This window comes from Rhodospirillales bacterium RIFCSPLOWO2_02_FULL_58_16 (assembly GCA_001830425.1).
Taxonomy (GTDB): domain Bacteria; phylum Pseudomonadota; class Alphaproteobacteria; order Rhodospirillales; family 2-02-FULL-58-16; genus 2-02-FULL-58-16.
Genome location: MIAA01000032.1, coordinates 1 through 25,379 on the forward strand (window position 1 = coordinate 1; position 25,379 = coordinate 25,379).

28 protein-coding genes and 3 tRNA genes are annotated in these 25,379 nt (G+C 60.1%); 18 read left to right on the plus strand and 13 right to left on the minus strand.

Annotation, left to right across the window (positions count from 1 at the left end; genetic code table 11):
- Positions 1-116 precede the first annotated feature (116 nt).
- On the plus strand, positions 117-302 hold the full coding sequence (locus A3H92_10205; protein ID OHC74434.1) for a hypothetical protein: 186 nt from the start codon (positions 117-119) through the stop codon (positions 300-302).
- On the opposite strand, the gene A3H92_10210 is transcribed toward A3H92_10205, so the two are convergent.
- The 6 genes from A3H92_10210 to A3H92_10235 all read right to left on the minus strand — a co-directional run bounded on the left by A3H92_10210 (position 303) and on the right by A3H92_10235 (position 3,305).
- Positions 303-1,400: a hypothetical protein gene (locus A3H92_10210; GenBank protein OHC74435.1), complete on the minus strand. Its 1,098-nt coding sequence runs from the start codon at positions 1,398-1,400 to the stop codon at positions 303-305.
- Positions 1,401-1,496: 96 nt separating this feature from the next.
- On the minus strand, positions 1,497-1,685 hold the full coding sequence (locus A3H92_10215; protein OHC74436.1) for a hypothetical protein: 189 nt from the start codon (positions 1,683-1,685) through the stop codon (positions 1,497-1,499).
- Positions 1,686-1,738: 53 nt separating this feature from the next.
- Positions 1,739-2,146, minus strand: coding sequence for a twitching motility protein PilT (locus A3H92_10220; GenBank protein OHC74437.1), 408 nt, complete (start codon positions 2,144-2,146; stop codon positions 1,739-1,741).
- A complete protein-coding gene (locus A3H92_10225) occupies positions 2,147-2,389 on the minus strand; it encodes an antitoxin (protein OHC74438.1) in 243 nt (80 codons plus the stop codon).
- 144 nt (positions 2,390-2,533) lie between these two features.
- Entirely contained in the window at positions 2,534-2,983 is a 450-nt protein-coding gene (locus A3H92_10230; protein ID OHC74439.1) for a hypothetical protein, read from the minus strand.
- A 94-nt stretch (positions 2,984-3,077) separates the two neighbouring features.
- Complete coding sequence (locus A3H92_10235) at positions 3,078-3,305, minus strand: hypothetical protein (GenBank protein ID OHC74440.1); 228 nt, start codon at positions 3,303-3,305, stop codon at positions 3,078-3,080.
- Positions 3,306-3,457: 152 nt separating this feature from the next.
- Here A3H92_10235 and A3H92_10240 point away from each other — a divergent pair, with 152 nt between their 5' ends.
- The 9 genes from A3H92_10240 to A3H92_10280 are packed head-to-tail and all read left to right on the plus strand — an operon-like array spanning position 3,458 to position 11,492.
- Positions 3,458-3,811, plus strand: a complete 354-nt coding sequence (locus A3H92_10240) for a hypothetical protein (protein OHC74441.1) — start codon at positions 3,458-3,460, stop codon at positions 3,809-3,811.
- Positions 3,804-4,580, plus strand: a complete 777-nt coding sequence (locus A3H92_10245; GenBank protein ID OHC74442.1) for a hypothetical protein — start codon at positions 3,804-3,806, stop codon at positions 4,578-4,580. Before A3H92_10240 ends, A3H92_10245 begins: the two co-directional genes overlap by 8 nt.
- A gap of 6 nt (positions 4,581-4,586) precedes the next feature.
- Complete coding sequence (locus A3H92_10250; protein OHC74516.1) at positions 4,587-6,434, plus strand: hypothetical protein; 1,848 nt, start codon at positions 4,587-4,589, stop codon at positions 6,432-6,434.
- A complete protein-coding gene (locus tag A3H92_10255; protein ID OHC74443.1) occupies positions 6,431-6,784 on the plus strand; it encodes a H+transporting two-sector ATPase C subunit in 354 nt (117 codons plus the stop codon). Before A3H92_10250 ends, A3H92_10255 begins: the two co-directional genes overlap by 4 nt.
- Before the next feature lies 1 nt (position 6,785).
- On the plus strand, positions 6,786-7,082 hold the full coding sequence (locus A3H92_10260) for a hypothetical protein (protein ID OHC74517.1): 297 nt from the start codon (positions 6,786-6,788) through the stop codon (positions 7,080-7,082).
- A complete protein-coding gene (locus tag A3H92_10265; GenBank protein OHC74444.1) occupies positions 7,079-7,723 on the plus strand; it encodes a hypothetical protein in 645 nt (214 codons plus the stop codon). The genes A3H92_10260 and A3H92_10265 overlap by 4 nt, the downstream gene beginning before the upstream one ends.
- Positions 7,720-9,483 carry an ATPase gene (locus A3H92_10270; GenBank protein OHC74445.1) on the plus strand — a complete coding sequence of 588 codons (1,764 nt, stop codon included), beginning with the start codon at positions 7,720-7,722 and terminating at the stop codon, positions 9,481-9,483. The genes A3H92_10265 and A3H92_10270 overlap by 4 nt, the downstream gene beginning before the upstream one ends.
- Positions 9,473-10,864 (plus strand): V-type ATP synthase subunit B, encoded by a 1,392-nt coding sequence (locus A3H92_10275; protein OHC74446.1) that lies wholly within the window; start codon positions 9,473-9,475, stop codon positions 10,862-10,864. Before A3H92_10270 ends, A3H92_10275 begins: the two co-directional genes overlap by 11 nt.
- A 1-nt stretch (position 10,865) precedes the next feature.
- Positions 10,866-11,492 carry a hypothetical protein gene (locus tag A3H92_10280; GenBank protein ID OHC74447.1) on the plus strand — a complete coding sequence of 209 codons (627 nt, stop codon included), beginning with the start codon at positions 10,866-10,868 and terminating at the stop codon, positions 11,490-11,492.
- Between the two features lie 13 nt (positions 11,493-11,505).
- On the opposite strand, the gene A3H92_10285 is transcribed toward A3H92_10280, so the two are convergent.
- Positions 11,506-11,580, minus strand: a tRNA-Val gene (locus A3H92_10285).
- A gap of 156 nt (positions 11,581-11,736) precedes the next feature.
- Here A3H92_10285 and A3H92_10290 point away from each other — a divergent pair.
- From A3H92_10290 to A3H92_10310, 5 genes are all read left to right on the plus strand, one after another.
- Positions 11,737-13,098, plus strand: coding sequence for a UDP-N-acetylglucosamine diphosphorylase/glucosamine-1-phosphate N-acetyltransferase (locus tag A3H92_10290; protein ID OHC74448.1), 1,362 nt, complete (start codon positions 11,737-11,739; stop codon positions 13,096-13,098).
- A gap of 6 nt (positions 13,099-13,104) precedes the next feature.
- Positions 13,105-14,928: a glutamine--fructose-6-phosphate aminotransferase gene (locus tag A3H92_10295; protein ID OHC74449.1), complete on the plus strand. Its 1,824-nt coding sequence runs from the start codon at positions 13,105-13,107 to the stop codon at positions 14,926-14,928.
- A 101-nt stretch (positions 14,929-15,029) separates the two neighbouring features.
- Entirely contained in the window at positions 15,030-15,335 is a 306-nt protein-coding gene (locus A3H92_10300) for a 50S ribosomal protein L28 (protein ID OHC74518.1), read from the plus strand.
- Positions 15,336-15,362: 27 nt separating this feature from the next.
- A complete protein-coding gene (locus tag A3H92_10305) occupies positions 15,363-16,574 on the plus strand; it encodes a citrate transporter (GenBank protein ID OHC74450.1) in 1,212 nt (403 codons plus the stop codon).
- The gene (locus A3H92_10310; GenBank protein ID OHC74451.1) at positions 16,564-17,031 is read left to right on the plus strand and encodes a hypothetical protein; all 468 of its coding nucleotides are present in this window, start codon (positions 16,564-16,566) and stop codon (positions 17,029-17,031) included. Before A3H92_10305 ends, A3H92_10310 begins: the two co-directional genes overlap by 11 nt.
- A gap of 9 nt (positions 17,032-17,040) precedes the next feature.
- Here the strand turns inward: A3H92_10310 and A3H92_10315 are convergent, their stop codons facing one another.
- A complete protein-coding gene (locus tag A3H92_10315; GenBank protein OHC74519.1) occupies positions 17,041-17,334 on the minus strand; it encodes a hypothetical protein in 294 nt (97 codons plus the stop codon).
- 69 nt (positions 17,335-17,403) lie between these two features.
- On the opposite strand from A3H92_10315, the gene A3H92_10320 reads away from it, so the two are divergent.
- The 3 genes from A3H92_10320 (at position 17,404) to A3H92_10330 (ending at position 17,901) form a co-directional block, all read left to right on the plus strand.
- A tRNA-Pro gene (locus tag A3H92_10320) sits at positions 17,404-17,480 on the plus strand.
- A gap of 37 nt (positions 17,481-17,517) precedes the next feature.
- Positions 17,518-17,814, plus strand: coding sequence for a hypothetical protein (locus A3H92_10325; protein ID OHC74452.1), 297 nt, complete (start codon positions 17,518-17,520; stop codon positions 17,812-17,814).
- Positions 17,815-17,824: 10 nt separating this feature from the next.
- A tRNA-Arg gene (locus tag A3H92_10330) sits at positions 17,825-17,901 on the plus strand.
- Between the two features lie 10 nt (positions 17,902-17,911).
- On the opposite strand, the gene A3H92_10335 is transcribed toward A3H92_10330, so the two are convergent.
- The 5 genes from A3H92_10335 to A3H92_10355 form a co-directional block, all read right to left on the minus strand.
- Positions 17,912-18,601, minus strand: coding sequence for a hypothetical protein (locus tag A3H92_10335; GenBank protein ID OHC74520.1), 690 nt, complete (start codon positions 18,599-18,601; stop codon positions 17,912-17,914).
- Positions 18,602-18,737: 136 nt separating this feature from the next.
- Positions 18,738-20,264, minus strand: a complete 1,527-nt coding sequence (locus A3H92_10340) for a serine protease (GenBank protein OHC74453.1) — start codon at positions 20,262-20,264, stop codon at positions 18,738-18,740.
- A gap of 116 nt (positions 20,265-20,380) precedes the next feature.
- Positions 20,381-20,758, minus strand: coding sequence for a peptidylprolyl isomerase (locus A3H92_10345; protein ID OHC74454.1), 378 nt, complete (start codon positions 20,756-20,758; stop codon positions 20,381-20,383).
- 58 nt (positions 20,759-20,816) lie between these two features.
- Positions 20,817-24,473, minus strand: coding sequence for a methionine synthase (locus tag A3H92_10350; protein ID OHC74455.1), 3,657 nt, complete (start codon positions 24,471-24,473; stop codon positions 20,817-20,819).
- Positions 24,470-25,339 (minus strand): methylenetetrahydrofolate reductase [NAD(P)H], encoded by an 870-nt coding sequence (locus tag A3H92_10355; GenBank protein ID OHC74456.1) that lies wholly within the window; start codon positions 25,337-25,339, stop codon positions 24,470-24,472. The genes A3H92_10350 and A3H92_10355 overlap by 4 nt, the downstream gene beginning before the upstream one ends.
- Between the last annotated feature and the right edge of the window lie 40 nt (positions 25,340-25,379).

Sequence of the window (25,379 nt, forward strand, 5' to 3'; positions counted from 1 at the left end):
GATTCTTTTTGGAATGTGTGGCGCATGAGCGGCGCAAGAATCGGAATCGAAAATTGGCTTAAACTGAGATGTGTGAATACGATAGCCTTATGAAGGGGAGGTTAGGAGGGGTTAAATTGTGGGAAACATCCGCCGGAGTCAGGCCGGTGGCGGCGGCTTTGAACAATTATGCGGCCAACCTGTCGAGCGGCCTGATATTCGGACCCGGTTGTCGCTCCGGCTCTGCCGGCACTTTGGAAAGCGTGACGCGGGAAACACGCAATTCCTTTGCCACCTTCATTACCGTCAGGCCAACCGGATAGTCATTGATCAAAGTAGTACCGCAAGCCGGCCATAAAGTTGTGAATCTTGATGATATCCGAACTGCCGCTCTTGTTTTCTCTTGTACCCGTAACATCCCCGACCATCATGTATTTATACCCCAGATCAAAATCCAGATTTGTGTTTATGGGCATATTGATTCCCGCCATCAAAGCCCCGGACGGCACCCATGCGTGATTGTTAAAAGTACGTTTTCCAGCGTCGCTCTTTTGGGGCACAGAAATATCGTTTGCTTTGACATACGCTCCCCCTAATCCTCCTCCCACATATGGCTTGAAGGGCCATGCCACGGGCAATTCGTAATACCCATCAAGCGTCGCGTTATAGAAATCAACATTACCTGAAGGGTCAGCAGAGCCACGTTTTTTTCCCGTAACCGTTCCTTCAATGCTTCCGGCGTCAAAATTCCTTCTTGCTAACTCAAATTCAAATTTGAAGGATGACCCGACATTTCGCCCCAAGGCCACCTCAAAACCGGTATTTTCAGAAAGTGTTGCTTTGCCGTGAGTGTCTTCCTTATTAAGCTCAACGTTTAGGTCTTCTGGAGCAGAATGGGCGACCCCCAGCCGTGCAAAATATCTCCTGTCAGATGAACCTATTTCTGACTTACTCGCTTTATTAATAACAATAGGCTCCTGAGGTTGTGGGATGGGCATAATCACAGGAGCAGAAGAAGCAATTTGAGGAGCTTCAGTTTCTTTCTGTGAATGCCTGAAAGTTGTAATATTACTGATTAATTTTTTCTCAATTTCATTTCGGCTTATAGCTCCAATTTGCTGATAAGAAGCTATTTTGACGGCCAAGTCAGTGCCTGGATATTTGGCTTCAATTTCTGCCAGCAACCTAAGCGCCTTAGTATAAAGCTCCGATGCTAAAACCGGATTATCCGAATTATCTGCCTGACGAACAAATATGGCAGCCTGCACAAATAATTTGTTCGACTCTGCAATATCATCTGCAACTGCCTGATAGGGCAAAAGAAAAATTGCCATGAAAATGGCAATGCACCAAGAGATTCGGTTCTGATATTGAAGCATTATGTCTTCTCCCCAGAAAAGCTGACGCCCTGATGCATGCATCCGTATGCAGACAAGCCCGATGGCTTGAGCAAACCTCATCTACCCATGAAAGACAAAAAATTACCAGCGACGATATTCGGCGAGGTGTTGCGGGAACTACGCTTGCAGCAGGCGCTTACGCAAGACCAACTTGCCGAACGTGCGGAAACCGAGCGCAGTCATATCAGCGCCCTTGAGCGCGCCGAAAAAGGCCCGGCGCTCGCAACGATTTTTAGTCTCGCCGACGCACTGAACATTCCTGCGGGTGATTTGATTGGTCTCGTCGAACAACGGCTGAAAACACATCGACGCTGACAAGCTGACTCGCTGATCACAGGCCGTCCGGCAGAGGGGGGCGCTCATGGTTTCAAAGTCAGGTGAACCACCAATTCGGAGTATTGGCGCAACACGCCATCAGTGGTGAGTAAATAGGCAGGCAACGATTGCGCCTGTACGACCAGCAAACGATCAAACGGGTCGCGGTGACGCCAGGGTAAATTCACTAACGGGTAACAATCCTCCCCATTCACCCGCAACTCGGCAAAGCCCGTATCCCGCGCCAGCCGATGAATATCCTCGGGTGAAAAATCAAAATTCGCCCGATTCAGCGAACGCTTGATTGCAATCTCCCAGATGCTCGCGGCACTGAAATACACTGTATTGGACGCATCCGTTAAACCTGCCGCCACTTCCGGCGGCAAGCGTTCCGGCGCGAGCAATGCCGCCAGCAACACATTGGTATCCAGCAAATAAACATGCGCGGACATTTACTTGCCTTGCTCAAACATCTCGATCATTTCGCCGGCGTTCAAGCGGTCAAATTGTTCAGGGAAGGTAAAGTGTTTCTTGCCCAGCCCCAGCTTGCGCGGCTTGCCGGCGAGTGTTTCCAACGCCACCAGACGCGCTACCGGCTTGCCTGCGCGGGCAATCACAATCTCCTCGCCCGCTTCGGCTTGATCGACAAAACGGGAGAATTGAGTCTTGGCTTCATGGATGTTGACAGTTTGCATGGCGCACCTCGCTCTGATTAAGTGGACTAATGTTAGTCCAAATTGGACGGTTCAACAAGCGGCATCTCTATTTTCAATCACGCGCAAACCCCGCGAACGTCAATCTGGCCGGTGAGGGGGGGGCGATCCGACTTGCGCCCCTCGTCAGGCCGCCATGCGCCATCCGTCATCGGTTTCCTGAAATACTTGCCTAGCTTCTTCTTTCAGTTCTTGCCGGTCTGTGTCGTTCCACTGAGCAATCATTTTCGCCACCTTGGTTTTGCCGTCAGCATGTTCCAGATAAAGCAGGCGCAGCATCCTTTCTGCGGCCACTGTCGGGCGGCGTTTGCTTCGTTCCCACAGAGAAATTGTCTGCTCATCAACGCCCAGGCAATCGGCCAGTCGTTTTTGTGACATGCCCATTTCCACCCGAAGAAAGCGGATTTCCGCGCCGGACAATCGCCGGCGGTAATTGACCAAATGGTGCGCAATGGAACGATGCAGCCCGTTTATGTCGGCTATCTCCAGGCACTTGCCATGCCCTTTGATTGCCTTATATTGGTAGCCGTTTTTCAGCCAGATATTCCGCAGCCCGCAATCGTCATATTTCAGCATTTCTTTATCCCTCAAATACCGTTGCGATGATTACCCATTCGCCATTTTCATGCAGCTTGAATACCGCTCCCACAGTAATGCGCAGCCCCGCATGTTACCAACTGATGTTGCAGCGCCAATCCCCATGTATATCCTGATGAAGCGGCTCGCTGACGGTTCCGCGCCCCAGCGTTTCCAACACCTGCCTGCGCCCGATCTTACGCTGGCGCATTCGCAATTCGGCGTGTGGGGAAAAGAGCAAACGCCGTTTGCCTTGGGCAGCCTCCTTAAGCCGTTGCTTCGCCAATTTTTCGCTCGGCTTGAAAGGCTTAATGTTTTTCATAGCTATACATTGTATGGGTATGCCCGGAAGATTTCAATGCTATTATTTTGACAACATTAAAACTGTCGACGCTTGCCTCAGCGCGTAACTACTGCCAAGATTGCCTTTCTGGAACGACGCCTCAGCCGGCGTCAACCGGGCATCAAGGGGGCATGGTGGACAGGATGGAAAAGAGAAAAGACGCCGACCTTGATAATCCCATTGATCAAATCCTCGCTGCGGAGCGGGCGGCGGAAGCGCGCATTCTTGACTGCCGCGAGCGCAACGAGGCGCAAACGGACGAGGCGCGCCGGCTGGCCAGGCGTATCCTGGAGCGCGCCCACCGGCGGATCACCGCCATCCATATTCGCTGCAAAAACGCCGTAGAAGCCCGTTCCGCAGACTTGTGGCGGGAGGCGGCGTTTCCCGGAGGCGATATATCAGGCATGGCTCTGCGTCCCGATTGTCCGGAAGCAGCGGTGGAGCGTCTGGCGGCGCGCCTCACAAAGAGCGGCGATCATGGCTGACCGTGAGCGCTTCGCCTACGGTCAGGCCCGGTTGCTGGCCCGTCACGGGTTGCGCCCGAACGAAGCCGTTTGGCGGCGCATGGAGGCCAGCAAGGGTCTGGCCAACTATCTTGAAGTGGCGCGCACGACGGCGCTCGAATCGTGGGTAAGGCCGTTTGTCGCCGATTCCGGCAGCCACGATATCGAGCGGCGGCTCCGCTATGACTGGAAAGCCTATGTGAGGCGCGTTGCCGCGTGGCAGCCGCCGGCTTGGCGCCCGGCCGTTCTCTGGGTTTCCATGCTGGTGGACCTGCCGGCTCTTTCCCATCTTTTGCGTGATCGCCCCGTGGCGGAATGGATGCAGGATGACCATGATCTCGCTCCGGCGGCCTTCAAGAGTTCAGCCGACCGCCGCAAGGCCTTCCAATTATCGCCGTTAGCCCCGATCGCCCGCGCCTTCGACGAGGGCCGTTCCCCCGCCGACGGCTGGCTCTGCCGCTGGGCTGATCTATGGCCGGATCGAACGCCGACCCGACGGCACGCTCTTGATAATCTCGCTGCGCTCTTCACCCGCCATCTGAGCCGGCTTGCGGAGAGCGAAGAGGCGGGCAGCGAGTCGGCGCGCAATCAGTTGGCGAAGGATCTCGTTTACGTTTTACGCAGGGAATCGCAGCGCCCGCCGTCCGTTTTCGCTCACCTCGGGCTGGTAGCGCTCGACCTGGAGCGGCTGCGGGGGGGGCTTGTCCGCCGCAGCCTGTTCGGGCCTTCGTTTTCCGAAAAGGAGAAATGAGTGAGCATGTTACGGCCGCGTCCCGCTTTCTGGTTCAGCCTCTTGGCGCCCCGTGACGGGCTTGCCTATGTGCTGGAGCGCCTGTCGCGCACCGGATCGGTGGAGCTGGAAGCGGCGGCCATGGATATGGCGAGGCTTGATCTTGCCTTTCTGCGCCGGGGTCTGGACGAGTTCGCCGAGACGGCGCGGCGGCATAGCGTCTTCTGGCCGGCGCCGGCGTTCGGCCCGCCGCATCTGGACGAGACCCCCGAGCAAATGATGGAACGGGTGCTTTCTTGTATTCGCGGCTGGGCGGCTGAAGCCGGTCCCGTGACCCGGTATGCCGAATCATCAGGCCGTGAAGGGAGCGACCTCAGACATCTCCGCCATATCATTATGGAGGTCGGCGATCATCTCCCCGAATTGCATCATCTCGCCGCCTGCGGTCCCGTTCTCAGGAGCGCGCTTTACCTGCTGTCTAACGGCGTGATGCCGGAAAGGATTCCGGCCTCTCTCGTGACGCGGCGCCTGAAGGCGGGAGATGACGCTTTTCTTTTGGTTCTGGGAGCGGCGGACGCAGTGGACGCGCTTGCGGGCGAGATGGCGATAATCGAGAGCCGCGTCATCGCCATCCCCGCATGGCTCCCGCCCGCCAACGCCGAGACTCTGACGACCATCGACACGAGCCTCGCCATGATCGACGCCTCCCGCCGAACAGCGGCGGATAAACTCCGGCGTCTCAACGAGAAGTATTCACTGTCTACCGCGTTGGGAGACATGGAGCGTCTGCATTGGTTCACCGATCACAGCCAGGAAACGCCCATCACCGGGCAGTTCGCCCGGATCACGGGATGGTCCGACGATTTCGCCGGCCGGCGCCTGGGCGCCTTCCTGAACCATTGCCGGTTGCCCGCCGTCCTGATGGCGACCCGCACTCCTCCGGCGGGAAAAGAGCCGCCGATAATTTTCTCCAATCCCGCATGGGTGCGGCCGTTTGAGGCTTTCGCCGGTCTTCTCGGGGCGCCCGGCGCCGACCATGCCGATCCCAGCCTTCTCGTGGCGTTTTTCGCGCCGCTCCTTTTCGGCTGCATGTTCGCCGACGTCGGCCAGGGAGCCGTTTTATTGGTTGCCGGCCTCGTTCTGCGCCGCCGCCTGCCTCTGCTTTCCCTGCTCGTTCCCGGAGGAGCATGCTCTATCCTTTTCGGATTGCTCTTCGGCAGCGTCTTTGCCCGTGATGACATTCTTCCCGCCCTTTGGCTTGATCCTTTAAGCCGGCCGGCGGCCCTGCTGGCTTTCACGCTTCTTGCCGGCGCCGTCATTCTGATTGCCGGCATTCTTCTTGACCTCATGCAGGCGCGCTGGCGGGGCGAAGGGCTGGACTGGCTCACCACCTCCGGCGGATTGCTGGCGGCTTATCTCGGTCTGCTTGCGTCGCCGCTTGAGCCTTCCGCCATATGGATAGTCGTTTCGGGCGTGCTTTGGTTTCTGGCCGGACATGCCGTTGCGTCTCCACGGCGGCGGCTGGGGGAGGCATTGCTTTATGGACTGGGCGAGGCGGCGGAGACACTTTTCCAGTTGGCGGTAAACACGCTTTCCTTCCTGCGCGTCGGCGCCTTCGCCATCGCCCATGCCGGGCTTTCCGCCGCCGTGCTGGCGCTTGCCGACGCCGCCGGGCCGGGAGCGGGCTTCTGGACGGTTCTTGTTCTCGGCAATATCTTCATCATCGTTCTTGAGGGGGTAGTGACGGGAATCCAGACTACCCGTCTTCTGCTTTTTGAGTTTTTTATCCGCTTTTTTCGCGCCGACGGGCGTCCCTTTCGCGCCCTGTCGCCGCCCACCCACCGGCCCCAGCTTTATGGAGGGAGCGCCATATGAATGCTTCTAAATTATTTATTACCGGATCCATTGTCATCGGGATCGTTCTTTTTCTGCCCTTGTTCGTCCTGGTCGTGGCGCCGAAGGTGCTGGCCGCCGAAGCGGCGGTAGCCGGCGGCGCCATAGACCCCGGCATTGTGCAATGGGCTTTCCTGGGCGCGGCAGTTTCCTCCGGTCTCGCGGCGCTGGGCGCCGGGTACGCGGTGGCCATGGTGGGGAGCGCTGCGGTGGGCGCCATTGCCGAGAAACCGGAACTCCTCGGACGCTTGCTCATCTTCGTCGGCCTGGCGGAAGGCATCGCCATCTACGGTCTTGTCATCGCCATTCTCATCCTTGACCGGGCCGGTTGACGTGGCCGTGGTTGTGTTTATCGGCGACGAGGTGAGCGCGGCGGGCTTCCGTCTGGCCGGCGCCGAGGTTCTTGTGCCGGAGCCGGACGACGTCGAGGATAGCTTCCTTGCCCTGCGGAGCGAAACCGATCTTGTGCTGCTCACTGCGGATGCGGCGGGGCGCATCGGAAAAGCCCATCTGAAGGGGGCGCTGAGGGCGGGACGACCGCTGATCGCCATCGTCCCCGACTGCCGCAACCGCGTCGCGCCGCCCGATCTGGAACATGACCTGCGCCGGATTCTGGGTTTGGAATTATGAACATAACCCAAGATGATGACGATGCCCGCGTCAACGCGCTCCTGGAGCGCGTGCGGAGCCACGAGGCGGCGAGTTGCCGGGATATCACGGAATCGGCAAAGAAGGAGGCTCTTTGCATCGTCCGCCAGGCGCATCGCGAAGCGCGTCTTAATGTGCATCACGCCGTCGTTGACGAACGCCGTCGCGCCGAACGCGAGATTGAGGTCGTGCGGGCGAGAATCGAGACTGCCCGCCGTCAGAAGCGGCAAGAGAATGAACTGGAAGCCCTTTCAGGGGCCTGGGAGCGGCTGGTGGAAGCTTTGCACCGCCGCTGGGCGGACCAAAAGACGCGGCGGTTGTGGCTCGACTCGCTGGTGGAACACGCGCTTGACCATCTGCTTCCGGGCGTCTGGCGCATCGAGCACCCCGCAGACTGGGATACGAACGAGTTATCCATTTACCTTCCCCGCATCACGGCGCATGCGGAAAGGTCGCCTCTCTTTGCCGTCGGTTCATCCATCAAGGCGGGACTTGTCATGACAACCGAAGGCGCCCGCCTTGACGGCACCGTGAAGGGTCTGCTTGTAAACCGTTCCGGCATTGAGGGGTTGCTCCTCGGCGATATCCTGGCCGTCTCCCGTGAACGGGAAGGCGCCCCGTGAGCGACGCCGTCATAAGCTGGATCGGCGGTCCGGTGCTCCGTGCGCGCGTTAACGGCCCCTTTCATGTGCATGAGTCCCTCGCCGTGGGAGAGAAGGGCCTGCTCGGCGAGGTGATCCGCATCAAGGAAGGCGAGATCGTCGCCCAGGTTTACGAGGACACCACCGGACTCCGCCCCGGACATCCGGTGCGTGGAACGGGGAGGCCCCTTTCCGTGCGCCTGGGACCCGGACTTCTCGGGGGCATCTTTGACGGCCTTCTTCGTCCGCTCGATGTGAAGAATGCCGAAGCCTTCGTGCGGCCGGGCGGTTTTCCGGAGCCGTCGCGCCGCTTCTTTTTCCGTCCGTTGGTCAAGGAGGGCGACGAACTGGCGTCCGGCGCTCCCTTCGGCGAGGTTATGGACGCCGCCCGCCGGTTGCGCTGTCCGGCGCCGCCGGAGATGAAGGGCCTTGTTTCATGGATCGCCGCCGAGGGAGAATATGAGAAGACCGAAACCCTTTGTCGTCTGGCTCCCGCCGACGGCGGCAAAGAGCCGCTCGCGCTCGGCATGTCACACACTTGGCCGGTGCGGCGACCGCGCCCCGTTTCCCGCCGTTTGTCGCCTTCCTTGCCGTTCATCACCGGACAACGGATCATCGATACCCTCTTTCCCGTGGCGCGCGGCGGCCGCGCCATGCTGCCCGGCGGCTTCGGCACCGGCAAGACGGTGTTGCAGGAGACCCTGGCCAAATGGTCGGACGCCGATGTAATTATCTATGTCGGCTGCGGGGAGCGCGGCAACGAGATGGCGGAGGTGCTCCGTGAGTTCGGAGAACTTGAAGACCCGCGCACAGGCCGCCGCCTCATGGAGCGCACCCTTATCATAGCCAACACATCCAACATGCCGGTGGCGGCGCGTGAGGCGAGCATCTACACCGGCGTAACGGTGGGCGAATTTTTTCGCGATCAGGGACTGCATGTGGCTCTCATGGCGGACTCCACCAGCCGCTGGGCGGAAGCGCTGCGCGAGGTGTCGGGGCGGTTGGGCGAGCTTCCCGGCGAAGGAGGACATCCGGCCTACCTGAGTTCAAGACTTGCCGAGTTCTACGAACGCGCAGGCCATGTGCAAACCCTCGCCGGCGACGAGGGATCGCTTACCATCATCGGCGCGGTAAGCCCTCCGGCCGGCGACTTTTCGGAGCCTGTCACCACTCATACCAAGCGCTATGTCCGCTGTTTCTGGGGATTGGATATCATCCGCGCTCAGGCCCGCTTCTATCCCGCCATCCACCCCTTGCAGTCTTATTCCGAGGATGCCGATACTCAGTCCGGATGGTGGCAGCGGCAAGGCAACCCCGATTGGAAGGAGCATCGCCGGCTACTGCTGGCGCTTCTTGATGAGGAGAACCGCATCGAACGTCTGGCCCGTATAGTCGGCAAGGACTCCCTGCCGCCCGAGCAGCAGCTCGTGTTGCTGTTTGCCGAATTGGTCAATGAGGGCTTTCTCCGCCAGATGGCCACCTCCGCGACCGACCGCTACTGCTCGCCCGCCCGCCAAACCGCCATGCTTCGGATCATCGTGCGCTACATGGAGCGGGCCAAGGAGGCTTTGACGACAGGCTCGTCACCGGCGGAACTTGCCGAAATGCCGATCTTCCGCGCCCTGCTGCGCATGGGAGAGGATATGGGGGAGGAGAGGCTTCCCGATTATCAGGCGCTCTGGAAGCGGCTGGACGACGCCTTTGCCCTGCTTCCGAAGACAGAGGCCGGTCATGCAGGTTGAACTTCTTGCCGAGGGAACCGGCGTCGCCATCGATGGACCGCTCATCTTCCTGAGGCGCACCCTGAACGTAGGCCTCAACGAGGCGGTGGAGGTCATCGGGAACGACGGAATGCGCCGCCTCGGGCGCGTCGCCGTGCTGGATGAGAAAACAATCGGCATCGAGGTGCTGGAATCAACGGCAGGCCTCGGTCTTTGCGACACATGCGTACGCTTCATGGCCGAGCCGCTGCATTTTGCCGTAGGGCCGGGGCTTCTGGGCCGCGTCTTTGACGGCGTCGGCCGCCCCCTTGACGGCGGGCCGCCTGTCGCGGCGCATCGCCGCATGCGCATCGACGGGCTTGCCATCAACCCGGCCTTCCGCTCCACTCCCGTTGATTTCATCGAAACCGGAATCACCGCCATTGACCTGATGAACAGCCTGGTGCGGGGCCAGAAGTTGCCGCTCTTCTCAGGCGGCGGCCTACCGCACGACCGTCTTGCCATCGATATCGCAAAGCATGCCCGTCTGCTGGGCGCCGCCGCCGGCGCGTTCGCCATCGTCTTCGTCGGCATCGGCATACCGCACGACACGGCGGAGACCTTCAAAAACGCCATGGAGGAGACAGGAGCGCTTGAGCATACCGTCATCTTCCTTAACCTCGCCGGCCGGCCGAGCGCCCAGCGGCTGTTGACGCCGCGTTACGCATTGACGGCCGCCGAATATCTTGCCTTTGTCGAGGGGCGCCATGTTCTTGTCATCATGACCGACATGACCAACTACTGCGAGGCGCTGCGCGAGGTCTCGGCCAGCCATGGCGAAGTGCCCAGCCGCAAGGGCTATCCCGGCCACATGTACTCGGATCTGGCCGGTCTCTACGAGCGGGCGGGAGCGATAAAGGGCCTTCCCGGCACGGTGACCCAACTGACCATCCTTACCATGCCCGGCGACGATATCGGGCATCCTATCCCCGACCTTACCGGCTACATCACTGAAGGCCAAATTGTGCTGGATCGCAGGCTCCACCATCGCGGCATATCGCCCCCGATCAATGTGCTGCCCAGTCTTTCCCGCCTTATGGACAACGGAGTGGGAGCGGGCTACACGGACGCCGATCATCCGGCGCTGGCCCACCAGCTTTTCGCGGCCTATGCCCGGGCGGCGCGTGTGCGGGTGCTGGCCAGCGTAGTGGGCAAGGCCGGTTTGTCTCCGGTTGACCAATGCTTCCTGGAATTCGGCGATCATTTCGAGCGCAGCCTGGTGAGCCAGGAACAGCCGCGCACCCTGAAAGAGAGCATGGCCGTCGGCTGGGAGGTGTTGCGTCTTTTGCCTCGCGGCGAACTTAACCGTCTGAGCGACGCCCAGATCGCCCGTTATCTCGGCGAAGGCCGAAGCGGAGGGTAGAATGCGCTTCCAGGGACGGGAAATTTCGCCCAACCGCAGCACGGCGATAGACCTTCGGGATGAGCGCGCGCTTATCGAGGAAGGCTACGAATTACTGGACGAAAAGCGCATGCAGCTTGCGGGTGAGTTGCTGCGCCGGCTTGACCGTTACCGCAAGGCGCGAACCGACTACGGCGCAATTCATGACGAGGCGGGGCGGATGCTGGCGCACGCCGGCGGCCGGCACGGGCTGGAGGGTCTCTTTGTCTACCCTGCCCTTGATATGGCGGAAACCCGCCTTAATCTCAAAAAATACCGCTTTCTCGGAGTGGAGACCGTGGACGCCGGCCTTACCCCCGCCGCTCCGGTCGCGGCTTCCGACGACGCCGTCAACCCCTCCCCGGAGGCGCGTCATACGGCCCGTCTGTTTGCCGAGCTTATCGCCTCGGCGGCGGAACTGGCCGGACTCCATCTCACGCTCAACCGTCTGGCCGAGGAATACCGCGAGACGGAGCGTCGCGCCCGGGCGCTGGAGAACGTGCTTCTGCCCGAGATTGCCGCCGCCATTAAAGAAATTGTCGAATACCTGGAGGAGACGGAACAGGAGGAAGCGGTCACTGTTCACCGCGCGGCAAATCGGATCGGATAATGTTCTGATTAAATGGTGGGCACGGCTGGGATTGAACCAGCGACCCCTCGCGTGTGAAGCGAGTGCTCTCCCGCTGAGCTACGCGCCCTTTTGTGATTAAGGGAAGGCCATATATGACGCTGCGTCGCTTTCTGTCAAGAAAGCCTCTACTGTAAAACTCCGCAACAATCTTTGACTTGGCGGGGGGCGTCGCTATATGGCAAGTTCCGAGCCGTCTCCCCTTCTTCAGACGACAGCTTAAAATATGACCAATAGAAAAACCGCCGTCATCGTCCTCGCCGCCGGCATGGGAACGCGCATGAAGTCGGCGCGTCCCAAAGTCATGCATCCGTTGGCCGGGCAGCCGATGATCGCCCGCCTGACGGCGACTATCGCCGGGCTTAAGCCCGAAAAAACAGTGGTGGTGATCGCTCCCGGTATGGATGAGGCGGTTAAGGCCGTCGCCCCCCATCTTACGGTGGTGCAAAAACAACGACTCGGCACCGGCCACGCCGTGAAGACGGCATTAACGGCGCTGGGAAACTTCACGGGCGACGTGCTGATTCTCTACGGCGACACGCCGTTGCTGTCGGCGTCCGCCATGAAAAAACTGATTGCGAAGCGGCGTTCCCGGCATGATCCGGCGGCGGTGCTGCTGGGCTTTCGCCCCGACGATCCCGGCGCTTACGGGCGCATCATCGCCGGCGCCGACGGCGTTGAGGCTATTATCGAGGCCGGCGACGCCTCCCCCGAACAGGCGAAAATAAATCTGTGCAACTCGGGCGCCATGGCCGTTGACGGCAAGCGGCTGGCCGGGCTGGTCAACAAGATCGGCAAGGATAACGCCAAGGGCGAATACTACCTTACCGCCATAATCGCCCTGGCCCGCGCTCAAGGTTGGCGCTGCGGCATGGTGGAATTAAAGGGCGACGGCGCCGAGGACGAACTGGTCGGCGTCAACTCACGCGCCGAGCTGGCCCAGGCCGAGGCCATCCTTCAGCGCAATCTCAGGGACGCGGCGATGACCGGCGGCGCTACCCTGATCGACCCTAAGACCGTCTATTTCAGCTATGACACCAGGATCGGACGCGACGTCACCATCGGCCCCAACGTATTTTTCGGCCCCGGCGTCACCATCGGCGACAATGTGGAAATTCGCTCCTTTTGCCATATCGAGGGAGCAACCGTCGGCAACGGCGCCGTCGTCGGCCCCTTCGCCCGCCTCCGGCCCGGCGCCCGCATTGCCGGGAACGCCCATATCGGCAACTTCGTCGAGATCAAGAACGCCGTCATCGAGTCCGGGGCCAAGGTCAACCATCTCAGCTATATCGGCGATGCGCGGGTGGGAGAAAGCGCCAACGTCGGCGCCGGAACCATCACCTGCAATTACGACGGCTTCAGCAAACACCACACCGACATCGGCGCCGGCGCTTTTATCGGCTCCAACACCGCCCTGGTGGCTCCGGTCAAGGTGGGAGACGGCGCCGTCATCGGCGCGGGAAGCGTCATCGTCAGGGACGTGGCCGCCGACTCGTTGGCGCTGACCCGCGCCGAACAAAAAAATATCAAGGACGGCGCCGGAAACTATCGCCGGCAAAAGACTTCTAAAAAAATGAAAAAAGGCTGATCGTCCATGTGCGGCATTATCGGCATCGTCGGCAAGGCGGAAGCGGCGCCGCTGCTTCTCGAAGCCTTAAAGCGGCTGGAATACCGGGGCTATGATTCAGCCGGCATCGCCACCCTCAACGACGGCGGCATCGAACGCCGCCGCGCCGAGGGCAAGCTGATCAATCTGGAAAAGCTGCTGAAGGCGTCCCCCTTGTCCGGCAAGACCGGCATCGGCCACACCCGCTGGGCCACCCACGGCGCGCCCAACGAGAAGAACGCCCATCCCCACGCCACCGACAAGACGGCGGTGGTCCATAACGGCATCATTGAGAACTTTCAGGAGCTGCGCGACGAGGTTGAATCCCACGGCCATGTGCTGGTCTCGGATACCGATACCGAGGTGGTCGCCCACTTGATCTCATGGCATATGGAAGACGGCAAGACGCCGGTCGAGGCCGTCGCGCTGACGCTGAAACGTCTGAAGGGAGCTTTCGCGCTGGGCATCATCTTTGCCGGCGAGCCGGATTTGATGATCGCCGCCCGACAGGGAAGCCCGCTGGCCGTCGGCTTCGGCGACGGCGAGACATATCTGGGTAGCGACGCCCTGGCGCTGGCGCCGCTGACCAAGAAAATCATGTACCTGGACGACGGCGATTGGGCGGTGATCACCGCGACGACCGCCGTCGTCTACGACGCCGACGACAACCGGGTAGAGCGTAACGTCAGTCTGACCAATTTATCCGGCGCCGCCATCGGCAAGGCCGGTTATCGCCATTTCATGCTCAAGGAAATCTATGAACAGCCCCAGGTGATCGGCGACACCCTGCACAGCTTCATCAACCCGGCGTCGGGTTCGGTGACTCTGCCGGAGCTTCCCTTCGATTTGGCCAAAGCCTCCAAACTGACGTTGGTCGCCTGCGGCACCTCGTTTTACGCCGCCATGGTCGCCAAGTACTGGCTGGAGGGCATCGCCCGCATCCCGGTAGAGGTGGATATCGCTTCCGAATTCCGCTATCGGGGCGCCTCCATGCCCAAGGACGGCGCGGCGTTGTTCATCTCCCAGTCGGGAGAAACCGCCGACACCCTGGCGGCGCTGCGCTACGCCCGCGCCCAAAACCAGCATATCCTTTCCATCGTCAACGTGCCGGAAAGCACCATCGCCCGGGAATCCGACGCGGTGCTGAAAACCTACGCCGGTCCCGAGGTGGGCGTCGCCTCGACCAAGGCCTTCACCACCCAGTTGACGGTATTGGCCTGTCTCACCATCGCCGTGGCAAGGGTGCGGGGCGAGATCGACCGCAAAACGGAGTCTCGTCTTTCCCGCTGCCTCACCGAAGCCCCGGCGCGGGCGGCGGAAGTGCTGAACCACGATAATCATCTGCGCGAACTGGCCCGCGAGGTGGCCGAGGCCCGCGACGTGCTGTACCTGGGGCGCGGCGCCAACTATCCCATCGCCCTGGAAGGCGCCCTTAAACTCAAGGAAATATCCTATATCCATGCCGAGGGTTACGCCGCCGGCGAAATGAAACACGGCCCCATCGCCCTTATCGACGAGACCGTGCCGGTAATCGTTATCGCCCCTTCCGACGAGCTGTTTGACAAGACCGCGTCCAACATGCAGGAAGTCATCGCCCGTGGCGGGCGGGTCATCTTTATCAGCGACCCCGAAGGCGCTAAAAAACTGGGCAAGCTGGCCGCCGCGACAATTATCCTGCCCAGGGTGGACCCCTTCGTCTCCCCCATCCTTAACGCCATTCCGGTGCAACTGCTGGCCTACCATACGGCGGTAATCAGGGGCGCCGACGTCGATCAACCGAGAAACCTGGCGAAGAGCGTGACCGTGGAGTAACGGGGAATTTCCATTTCCCTTGACCTTTGGCGCTCCTTTGCCTACAAACCGCCCTCTACCGGGACCGTAGCCCCGGAATGTTGTTTAAAGGAAATGGTATCATGGCCAGACGGTGCGATCTTAGCGGCAGGGGCGTACAAGCCGGCAATAAAGTGAGTCACGCCAACAACAAGACCCGGCGGCGCTATCTTCCCAACCTGCAACTCCACTCAATTCTCAGCGAAGCGCTGGGCGCGTCGGTAAATCTGCGCCTGTGCAATCACACGCTTCGTTCCATTGAGCACAAGGGAGGGCTGGACGCCTACCTGCTGGGCACCAGCAACCTCAAGTTGACGGAGGAAGCGCAACGCCTCAAGCGTCGCGTCAAGCGCCGCGTCAAGAAAGCAACAGCCGGGGCGACGGCCTGAATATTTTGTAAGGCGGGAGGCTGCGCTTTGGACCCTGGCCTTTTCGGTATTTCCATCGATTTTTATCTGTTCGCCGTCACCCTGCTCGGCGTGGCGCTTTTTCACAGACACACGCTGCTTGTGGCCCTCGCCGGACTTGTCGCTATTTCCGGTTATAAAATTCTGTTCACCGGCTTTAAGACCGGCGTCGGGGTAAACGGCCTTATCAGTCATCTCGGACACGAATGGGTAACGATCGCCAACCTCTTTTGTCTGCTGATGGGGTTTGCGCTGCTCTCCCGCCATTTTGAGAAAAGCCACATACCGATAAAACTGCCGAAATTCCTGCCGGGCGACTGGAAAGGCGGCTTTGTCATGCTGGTGATGGTGTTCGTGCTTTCCGGCTTTCTCGACAACATTGCCGCCGCCCTGATCGGCGGCGCCATGGCGCACCAGTTGTTTCGGGCCAAGGTGCATATCGGCTACCTCGCCGCCATCGTCGCCGCCGCCAATGCCGGCGGAGCGGGGTCGGTGATCGGCGACACGACGACGACCATGATGTGGATTTCCGGAGTGTCGCCGCTGGAGGTGATCCCCGCCTATGTGGGAGCGGCGGCGGCGCTGCTTGTTGTCGGGGTGGTCGGCGCCAAACAGCAACACGCCTACTCGCCGATTCTGAAGCACAGCCATGAGCATGCCCATATCGACTGGACGCGGGTCGGCGTCATCGCGGTTATTCTGGCGTCGGCCATTATCACCAATATGGTTGTGAATATCGAGTTCAAGACCATGGCGGATCATTTCCCCTTCATCGGGGTAGCGGTGTGGGTGGCGATTCTGGCGTCCGTATGGTGGCGGCGGCCTGACTGGGAAGTGATGCCGGAAACGGCCAAAGGCACGATGTTCCTGCTATCTCTGGTTCTCAGCGCCTCGATGATGCCGGTGGAACAGTTGCCGTCGGCCTCGTCTGTGACGACGCTGGGGCTGGGCTTCGTTTCCGCCGTCTTTGACAACATCCCGCTGACGGCGCTGGCCATCAAGCAGGGCGGCTACGATTGGGGATTCCTTGCCTATGCGGTCGGTTTCGGCGGCTCGATGATCTGGTTCGGCTCCTCGGCCGGCGTGGCGCTCTCTAACATGTATCCCGAGGCGAAGTCGGTCGGTCTCTGGCTGCGCCACGGCTGGCATGTGGCCGTGGCCTATGTGGTGGGCTTTGCCGTAATGGCCGCCGTGGTCGGCTGGCATCCTGATGCGTTCTAAGGCGCTTGTTATTTCCGGTCTGTTGCTGCTTTTCTGCGCCGTCCCTTCTTTCGGCAAAGACGGGGGGTTCGAAACTTCTCGTCTTGTCGTGGCAAGCGCCGGCGGACGCCATGTCTTCACCGTCGAGCTGGCGGTAAGCGCGGCGCAGAGGAGTCAAGGGCTACAAAACCGCCGCCGCTTGGCGTCCGACGCCGGAATGTTATTTGATTTTGAGGCTGCTCAACCGATTTTCTTCTGGATGAAGAATACTTATTTGCCGCTGGATATTATGTTCATCGCCGACGACGGCAGAATTATCAATATTGCCCGCGACACGACGCCTTTGTCGCCGGCGAAAATTACCTCGTCCGGGCCGGCGCGCGCGGTGCTGGAGGTCAACGCCGGAACGGCGAAGCGGCTGGGGATTGAAGCAGGGGATAGCGTGGAACACCCCATTTTTACATCGCAAGCAAAATAGACTGATCGCTCAGGCCCCGTTTCTCTGGGCTATTTGCGGCCTCGATTCCCAATTTTCTCCGGAAGCCAGCAGGCAGCTTATGCCGTCGGGCGTAGTGACGATGATGGTCCATGAGCTTTCCGTCGTCGAGGAAAAGACTTCGACTACGCTTCCGTTGTCGGCAAGGCCGATGGCGGTCGGGGCTTCCGAGTAGCGGCTGGACAGCTTGTCGATGATATCAAGGCGCGTGGCGCAGAGGGACTGCGCGTCAGCCGGTAATGACACGAAGGTCATGACGAACAGGACTATGACGAAGCGTGACATATTGTTTCTCCTTCCTTGATCGGCGGCGGACTTGCGGAAAATCATCTATCGTCTTACTTTCTCACCCCACGGGGAGTGGCGCAGTCTGGTAGCGCATCTGCTTTGGGAGCAGAGGGTCGCTGGTTCGAATCCAGTCTCCCCGACCAACGTTAACAAAGAGTTACGACGGCTGGAGATTCGCCTATGACTGAAGTACGCATTTATCAACCGGCGCCGTCCGCCATGCAGACCGGGCCGTCGCGCGCCCGCAAATGGGTCCTGGAGTACGAACCCGCCGCCGCCGATTATATCGATCCTCTGATGGGATGGGTGGGATCGCCGGATACGCGCCGTCAGGTGCGCCTGAAGTTTGAAAGCAAGGATCAGGCCGTCGCCTTTGCCGAGCGGAATAACCTGTCCTATCAGGTGCGCGAATCTGCCGCCGGACGTTTCCTGATAAAGAATTACGCCGATAATTTCAGCTTCCATCAGGTTAAATAATTTGCCGCCCGGCCCCGTAGCTCAACAGGATAGAGCACCAGCCTTCTAAGCTGGATGTTGCAGGTTCGAGCCCTGCCGGGGTCGCCATTTCTATTAATTATGCTTCGGCGGCGACGAATTTTTGCAGGTCGTTGAGCGAATGAATGGTGACCCGTCCCTTGTTCATCTCGATCCATCCCAGCTTGCGCCATTGTTGAAGCTGCCTGTTGACGGCCTCGCGGGAAGTTCCCATAAGCTGTCCGAGTTCCACCTGGGAAATCCGCAATTCCACCGGCTTATTGTCGGTTTCATGTTCACTGTGGAATTTGCACAGGCTTAATAAGCGTTTGGCCAGCCGCTCGGACAGTTCAAGGAAAACGTAGTCCTCGACGAACTCGTTGGATGAGCGGACGCGGGCGCAGACCATCTTCAGCAGGTGAGCGGCCAGACTGGGGTTGCCTCCCAAAAATTCAATGAATTCCCGACGGTGTATCTTGAACAGTTCGGTAGGCTGCATGGCGGAGGCGTTGGCCGTTCGCGGCATGCCGTCAAGCAGGGCTATTTCTCCGAAAACGCCGCCCGGTTCAAGGATGCTGAGGATGACTTCCTTGCCGTCGGGCGAGGATATGCTGACTTTGATTTCGCCCGACAATACGCCGTAGAGGGCGTCGCCGGGATCGCCTTTCAGAAACAACACCTCGTTGGCGGCCAGTTTGCGGGTGACGCCCAGCTTGGCAATGCGCTCGATTACCGCCGCATCCATATCGCGGAACAGGAAATGGGTAGACAGCAGTTCCTGTTTATTGATGGAGGGCAAGGCCATGGCCTGAACGACCCTAAAGTATAAAAAAACGGACTTTACAACCTATATTTTGAAAAAGCCATGATAACCGGCGGAGCCGTTACCGCCCCGCCGGTTGATATCGTAATGAACGAAAGAAAGGTCAGCCCTTCCCAAGCTTCAACGCCACGAAGCGCAGACCGCCCTGGCTTTCAACGAGAAGCAACACCGTCTTGCGCTTGGCGGTGACGGCTTCTTCTATCCTGGCGACGACTTCAGAGGGAGAAGTTACCTCCTGTTGACTGATTTCGACCACCAGATCGCCCGGCTGGATGCCTTTTTCGGCGGCGGGTCCGGCTTCGTCAACGGCGGTCACCACCACGCCCTTTGATTCTCCGCCGATGCCGAAACGCTCGCGCATGGCGCTGCTGACGGCGGACATAGTCATTCCCAGGGCGTCAATTTTGGTTTCCTTTTCGGCCTTAGGCTCGGGGCCGGCGTCCTTTGACGCCACCTTGGGTTCGGCGTCGTCAAGCTTGCCGATGTCTACTTCGACCACCATTTTCGCGCCGTTGCGCCACAAATCCACCTTCACCTTTTTATCAATGTCGGTTTCAGCGACAATGCGCGGCAACTTACGCATTTCCTTTATCCGTTTGCCGTCAAAGCCGGTGATGACATCGCCGGGCTTGATGTCGGATTTCTCGGCGGGGCCGTCCTTGATGATGCTGGCGACCAGGGCGCCCTCGGCCTTTTCCAGATTGAGAGTTTCGGCAATCTCGGGAGTTACCGCCTGGATGTGGACGCCCAGCCAGCCGCGCCGCACCTTGCCGTGCTTGATCAACTGCTTGATCACCGATTCGGCGGTGGCGCTGGGAATGGCGAAGCCGATGCCGACGCTTCCTCCCGACGGTGAGTAGATGGCCGAATTGATGCCGATGACCTTGCCTTCGATGTTGAACATGGGGCCGCCCGAATTGCCCCGGTTGATGGAGGCGTCGGTCTGGATGAAATCATCATAAGGGCCTGAATTAATGTCGCGATGGCGGGCCGAGATAATGCCGGCGGTCACCGTGCCGCCCAGGCCGAAGGGGTTGCCGATGGCGATTACCCAATCGCCGACCCTGGCGTCATCTGATTCGCCGAAGTCGGCATGGACCATGCCTTCTATCGGATCGACCTTAAGCACCGCGATGTCGGTCTTGGGATCGCGGCCGACAACCTCGGCCTTGAGCCGGGTGTTGTCCTGAAGAATGACGGTGATCTCGTCGGAGTCGGCGATCACATGATTGTTGGTGATCACATGGCCCTTGGCGTCAATGAAAAACCCGGACCCCAGGGAAGTCGCCTTGCGTTGACGGTTGGGCTGTCCGCCCGGTCCGCCTTGCTCGCCCTGCGGACGGTTGCGCTCGAAGAAGTCCTTGAAGAACTCCTCGAACGGCGAGCCGGGGGGAAGCTGCGGCATCTCGGGGCCGACATGGCCCTCGACCACCTGGGTGGTGGAAATGTTGACCACCGCCGGCAACAGCTTTTCGGCCATATCGGCAAAGCCGTCGGGCGTCGCCTTGGCCTGAGCCGCCGACGGCGCCATCGGCATGGCCAGAGCCATGACAACAGCGGCTACCTTAACTAAAGCCGAGCGACGGAGGGTGACAATGGCGCTTACCTGATTCACGGCGAAAGTCTCCATGGGACAATGATCTCCAATATACAACAAGTTTGTTCTCGGGTGTCATATAAGGAGTGAATGTGGCCGAAAAAGAAAAAGATTGTGTTCGTTCTTGGGCATCTTGCCTCTTGTGCGAATTACTGAACCCTCAGCAGATCGACTTGAAAAATCAGCGTCGAGGCGGGCGGGATGGAACCGGCGGCGCGGTCGCCATAGCCCATTGCGGGCGGAATGGTCAGACGGCGGGTTCCGCCCTCCTTCATGCCGGCGACGCCCTTGTCCCAGCCCTGGATCACCTCGCCGCTGCCGAGATTGAAAGTGAAGGGCTGACCGCGATCCAGGGAACTGTCGAACTTTTGGCCGTTGGTGAGCCAGCCGGTGTAATGGACGGTGACTTTATGTCCGGGAATGGCCTCCTTGCCGGCTCCGACCTTCATGTCTTCCACCTTCATTTCCGAGGCGAAAGCCGGAAAAGCGACGAGCAGAACGGCGACGGCGGCGAGTATCTTCTTCATGGGAGCATCCTTTTAGCGGGTTGTTGGATAGAGGTTCTAAACAAAAGCGGATCGTTGTTCAACGCTCATATGCCAGATTGGGCGCCAGCCATTTCTCGGCTTCCTCAACGCTTACGCCCCGGCGCAGGGCGTAGTCCTCGACCTGATCTTTCGCCACCTTGCCGACGCCGAAATAGCGGGCGTCGGGGTGAGCCAGATAATAGCCGGAAACGGAAGCCGAAGGCGTCATCGCCATATTTTCGGTCAGGGTTATGGCGGTGTTTTTCTCGGCATCCAGCAACTTGAACAGCAATGCCTTGCCGGTGTGATCGGGACAGGCCGGATAGCCGGGCGCCGGGCGTATGCCCCGGTAGACCTCTTTGACAAGCTCCTCGTTGCTCAAATTTTCGTCGGGCGCGTAGCCCCAGAACTCCCTGCGCACCCGCTCGTGCATATGCTCGGCAAAGGCCTCGGCCAGACGGTCAGCCAGGGCTTTGAGCAGGATGGCGCGGTAGTCATCGTTGTCCCTTGTAAAGGCGGCGACATGCGCGTCAACGCCGCAGCCGGCGGTAAGGGCGAAGCCGCCGATATAGTCATCAGGGGCGATGAAGTCGGCCAGACACAAGTTGGCGCGGCTTTCGCTTTTCGCCATCTGCTGACGGAGAAAGGGGATGACGGCAAGAACCCTGGAGCGGGATTCATCGGTAAATATTTTTACATCGTCGCCGGCGGCGGCGGCGGCGAAGAAGCCGATGACGCCTCGGGCGGTAAGCCATTTTTCATCAATAATGAGTTTCAGCATGGCTTTGGCGTCGTTGAACAGAGAGCGCGCCGCCTCTCCCTCCCGGCGATCATCAAGGATGGCCGGATAGACGCCTTTCATCTCCCAGGCGCGAAAAAACGGCGTCCAGTCGATGTACCCGGCGACTATCGCCATGTCGTAATCATTAAAGGTCTTCAGGCCGAGAAAAGCAGGGCGGGGCGGCGTGTAAAGGTTCCAGTCGATGCGTTGTTTGGCCGAACGCGCTTCGGCGATGGAGGGTTGTTTTTTTTCACCGCGTGCGGCGTGGCTTTGTCGCAGCGCCTTCTGTTCCTCGTTGACGGAAGCGACGAAACCGTCCCTTTGCGTCTCGCTGAGCAGGTTGGAAACGACGCCGACGGCCCTGGAAGCGTCGGCCACCTGCACCGTTACCCCCGAATAGTTGGGGGCGATCTTGACCGCCGTATGCGCCTTCGAGGTGGTCGCCCCGCCGATCAGCAGCGGCGCGGTCAGGCCGGCGCGCTCCATTTCCTTGGCGACGACGGCCATTTCCTCCAGGGACGGGGTGATCAGGCCGCTGAGGCCGATGATGTCGGCTTTTTCGTTCCTGGCCGCCTCGATGATCCCGGCGTAGGGAACCATGACGCCGATGTCGATGACATCGTAGTTATTGCATTGCAGCACCACGGCGACGATGTTCTTGCCGATGTCATGAACGTCGCCCTTGACCGTGGCCATCAGGATGCGCCCCTTGGCGCTGGGGCCGTCTTTTTTTTCCGCCTCGATGAAGGGCTGAAGGTAAGCAACCGCCTGTTTCATGACGCGGGCGCTTTTTACCACCTGGGGCAGAAACATCTTCCCCTCGCTGAACAGGTTGCCGACCACGTTCATGCCGTCCATCAGCGGACCTTCAATGACATGGATGGGATGCAGGGCGGCTTGGCGGGCCTCCTCCACGTCGTCCACCACATACTCGGCAATGCCCTTGACCAGGGCGTGGGCCAGACGCTCGGCGACCGTACCCTTGCGCCACGTTAGATCAGCGCCCTCTTTGGTCTGCCCCTTGACGTTGCCGGCCACCTCCAGCAAACGCTCGACGGCGTCGGCGCGACGATTGAGGACCACGTCCTCGACGCGCTCGCGCAGGTCGCTCGGGATATCGGCGTAGACGGCGAGCTGACCGGCGTTGACGATGCCCATATCCATGCCGGCCTTGACCGCGTGATAGAGGAACACCGCGTGCATGGCTTCGCGCACCGGGTTGTTGCCCCTGAACGAGAACGACATGTTGGACACTCCGCCGCTGATCAGGGCGTGGGGCAAGGTCTCCTTGATCAGGCGCGTCGCCTCGATGTACTCAACGGAAAAGTTATCGTGTTCCCTGATGCCGGTGGCGATGGGGAAGATGTTGGGGTCAAAGATAATATCTTCCGGCGGAAAGCCGACGACCAGCGTCAGCAGATCATATGAGCGGGCGCAGATATTGACCATGCGCCGGCAATTGTCCGCCTGGCCGTCCTCATCGAAGGCCATGACCACCACCGCCGCCCCATAACGCGCAATCTCGGTCGCTTTGTCGATAAAGTCTTCGGCGCCCTCCTTGAGGCTGATGGAATTGACCACTCCCTTGCCCTGCAAATGCTTGAGGCCGGCGACGATCACCGGCCATCTGGACGAGTCGATCATCACCGGCACGCGGCAGATGTCAGGCTCGGCCGCTATCAGATCAAGAAAGCGGACCATGGCGGCCTCGGCGTCCAGCATGGCGTCATCCATGTTGATATCAATAATTTGGGCGCCGTTGATCACCTGTTGGCGCGCCACCTCGACAGCGGCCTCGTAGTCCTCCTCAATGATCAGCTTCTTGAAATGAGCCGAGCCGGCGACGTTGGTGCGCTCGCCGACATTGACGAAGCCGGTGATCGAACCGAAGTTCAACGGCTCCAGGCCGCTGAGGCGGCAATGCGGCTCGATCTTCGGAACAGGGCGGGGCGGAACTCCCTTTACCGCCCTGACGATGGCGGCGATATGCTCGGGCGTGGTGCCGCAACAGCCGCCGACGATATTGACAAAGCCGCTTTCGGCAAACTCGCGCAGCGCTTCGGCCATGTACTCCGGGGAATCGTCGTAGCCGCCGAATTCGTTGGGAAGGCCGGCGTTGGGATGGACGCTGACATGAACGCCGGCGATGCGCGACAATTCCTGAACGTGCGGGCGCAGGTCCCCGGCGCCGAGGGCGCAGTTAAAGCCGATGCTCAAGGGGCGGGCATGGGCCACCGAGTTCCAAAAGGCCTCCGGCGTCTGTCCGGAGAGGGTGCGTCCCGAGGCGTCGGCGATAGTTCCCGAAATCATTATCGGCAGCGATACTTTGTACTTGGAGAAATAGCCGAAGACGGCATACAGCGCCGCCTTGCAATTCAAGGTGTCAAACACCGTTTCCACCAGCAGAATATCGGCGCCGCCATCGACCAGACCGCAGACGGCTTCGGTGTAGGCGTCCGCCAGTTGGTCAAAGGCAATGTTCCTGAAACCGGGATCATTGGCGTCGGGCGACATGGTGGCGGTGCGGTTGGTCGGCCCCAGGACTCCGGCGACGAAGCGCGGCTTGTCGGGCGTCGATGCGCCGTCGGCGAAGGCGCGGGCCAGCTTGGCGCCTTCAAGGTTCAACTCGTAGGCAATGCCGGGAAGACCATAATCGGCCTGCGAGATGGATGTTGCGTTGAAAGTATTGGTCTCAAGGATATCGGACCCGGCATCAAGAAAGGATCGGTGAATGCCGCCGATGATATCGGGGCGGGTCAGGGTGAGCAGATCGTTGTTGCCCTTGAGATCGTGGCCGTGACCGGCAAAGCGTTCTCCCCGGTAATCCGCTTCTCCGAGATCATGTCTCTGGATCATCGTCCCCATAGCGCCGTCCAGCACCAGGATGCGTTCGGCCAGCAGCGCACTGATCCGTGTTTCGGCGTCTTCGCTCATTTCGGCCTGACGCCCAGGATATGGCAGATGGCGAAAGTCAGGTCGGCGCGATTGACGGTATAGAAGTGAAATTGATCGACGCCGTTATCGTGAAGTTTTCGGCATTGGTCGGCGGCCAGGGCGGCGGCGACCAGCTTGGTGGTCTCCGGGTCGTCATCCAGGCCGTCAAACATTTTGCCCAGCCAGTCAGGCACGGCGGCGCCGCAGTTGGCGCTGAACCGGATCAGGTTCTTGAAATTGGTCACCGGCAGGATGCCCGGCACGATAGGCACGGTAATGCCGGCGGCGCGGGCGCGGTCGAGGAAACGCAGGTAGACATCGGGGTCGAAAAAATACTGGGTGATGGCGCGGACGGCCCCGGCGTCGATCTTGCGCTTGAGGTTGTCCAGGTCGGCTTTCGGACTTTTGGCCTCAGGGTGGGTCTCCGGGTAGGCGGCGACGCTGATCTCGAAATCGGCGATCTTTTTCAGCCCTTTCACCAGATCTGCGGCATAAGCGTAGCCGTCGGGGTGGGGCCGGTAAGCCGCGCTGCCCTCGGGCGGATCGCCGCGCAGGGCGACGATGTGGCGGATGCCGTCTTCCCAGTAGCGGCGGGCGATGGCGTCTACTTCGTCTCTGGATGAGCCTACGCAAGTAAGGTGAGCCGCCGGCTCCAGATCGGTCTCCTTGCGGATGCGCGTCACCGTGGCGTGGGTGCGTTCGCGGGTCGATCCCCCGGCGCCGTAGGTGACCGAGACGAAGCGGGGACCGAGAGGGGCCAGGCGCTGAACGCTGTCCCACAAGGCGGTCTCCATCTTTTCGTTCTTCGGCGGAAAAAACTCGAAAGACACCGCGATATCGCCGGAAAGCGCGACCGGATCGCCCATTATTTTCCCTTCCCTGCAAAACAGACGACTTCCTTATCAC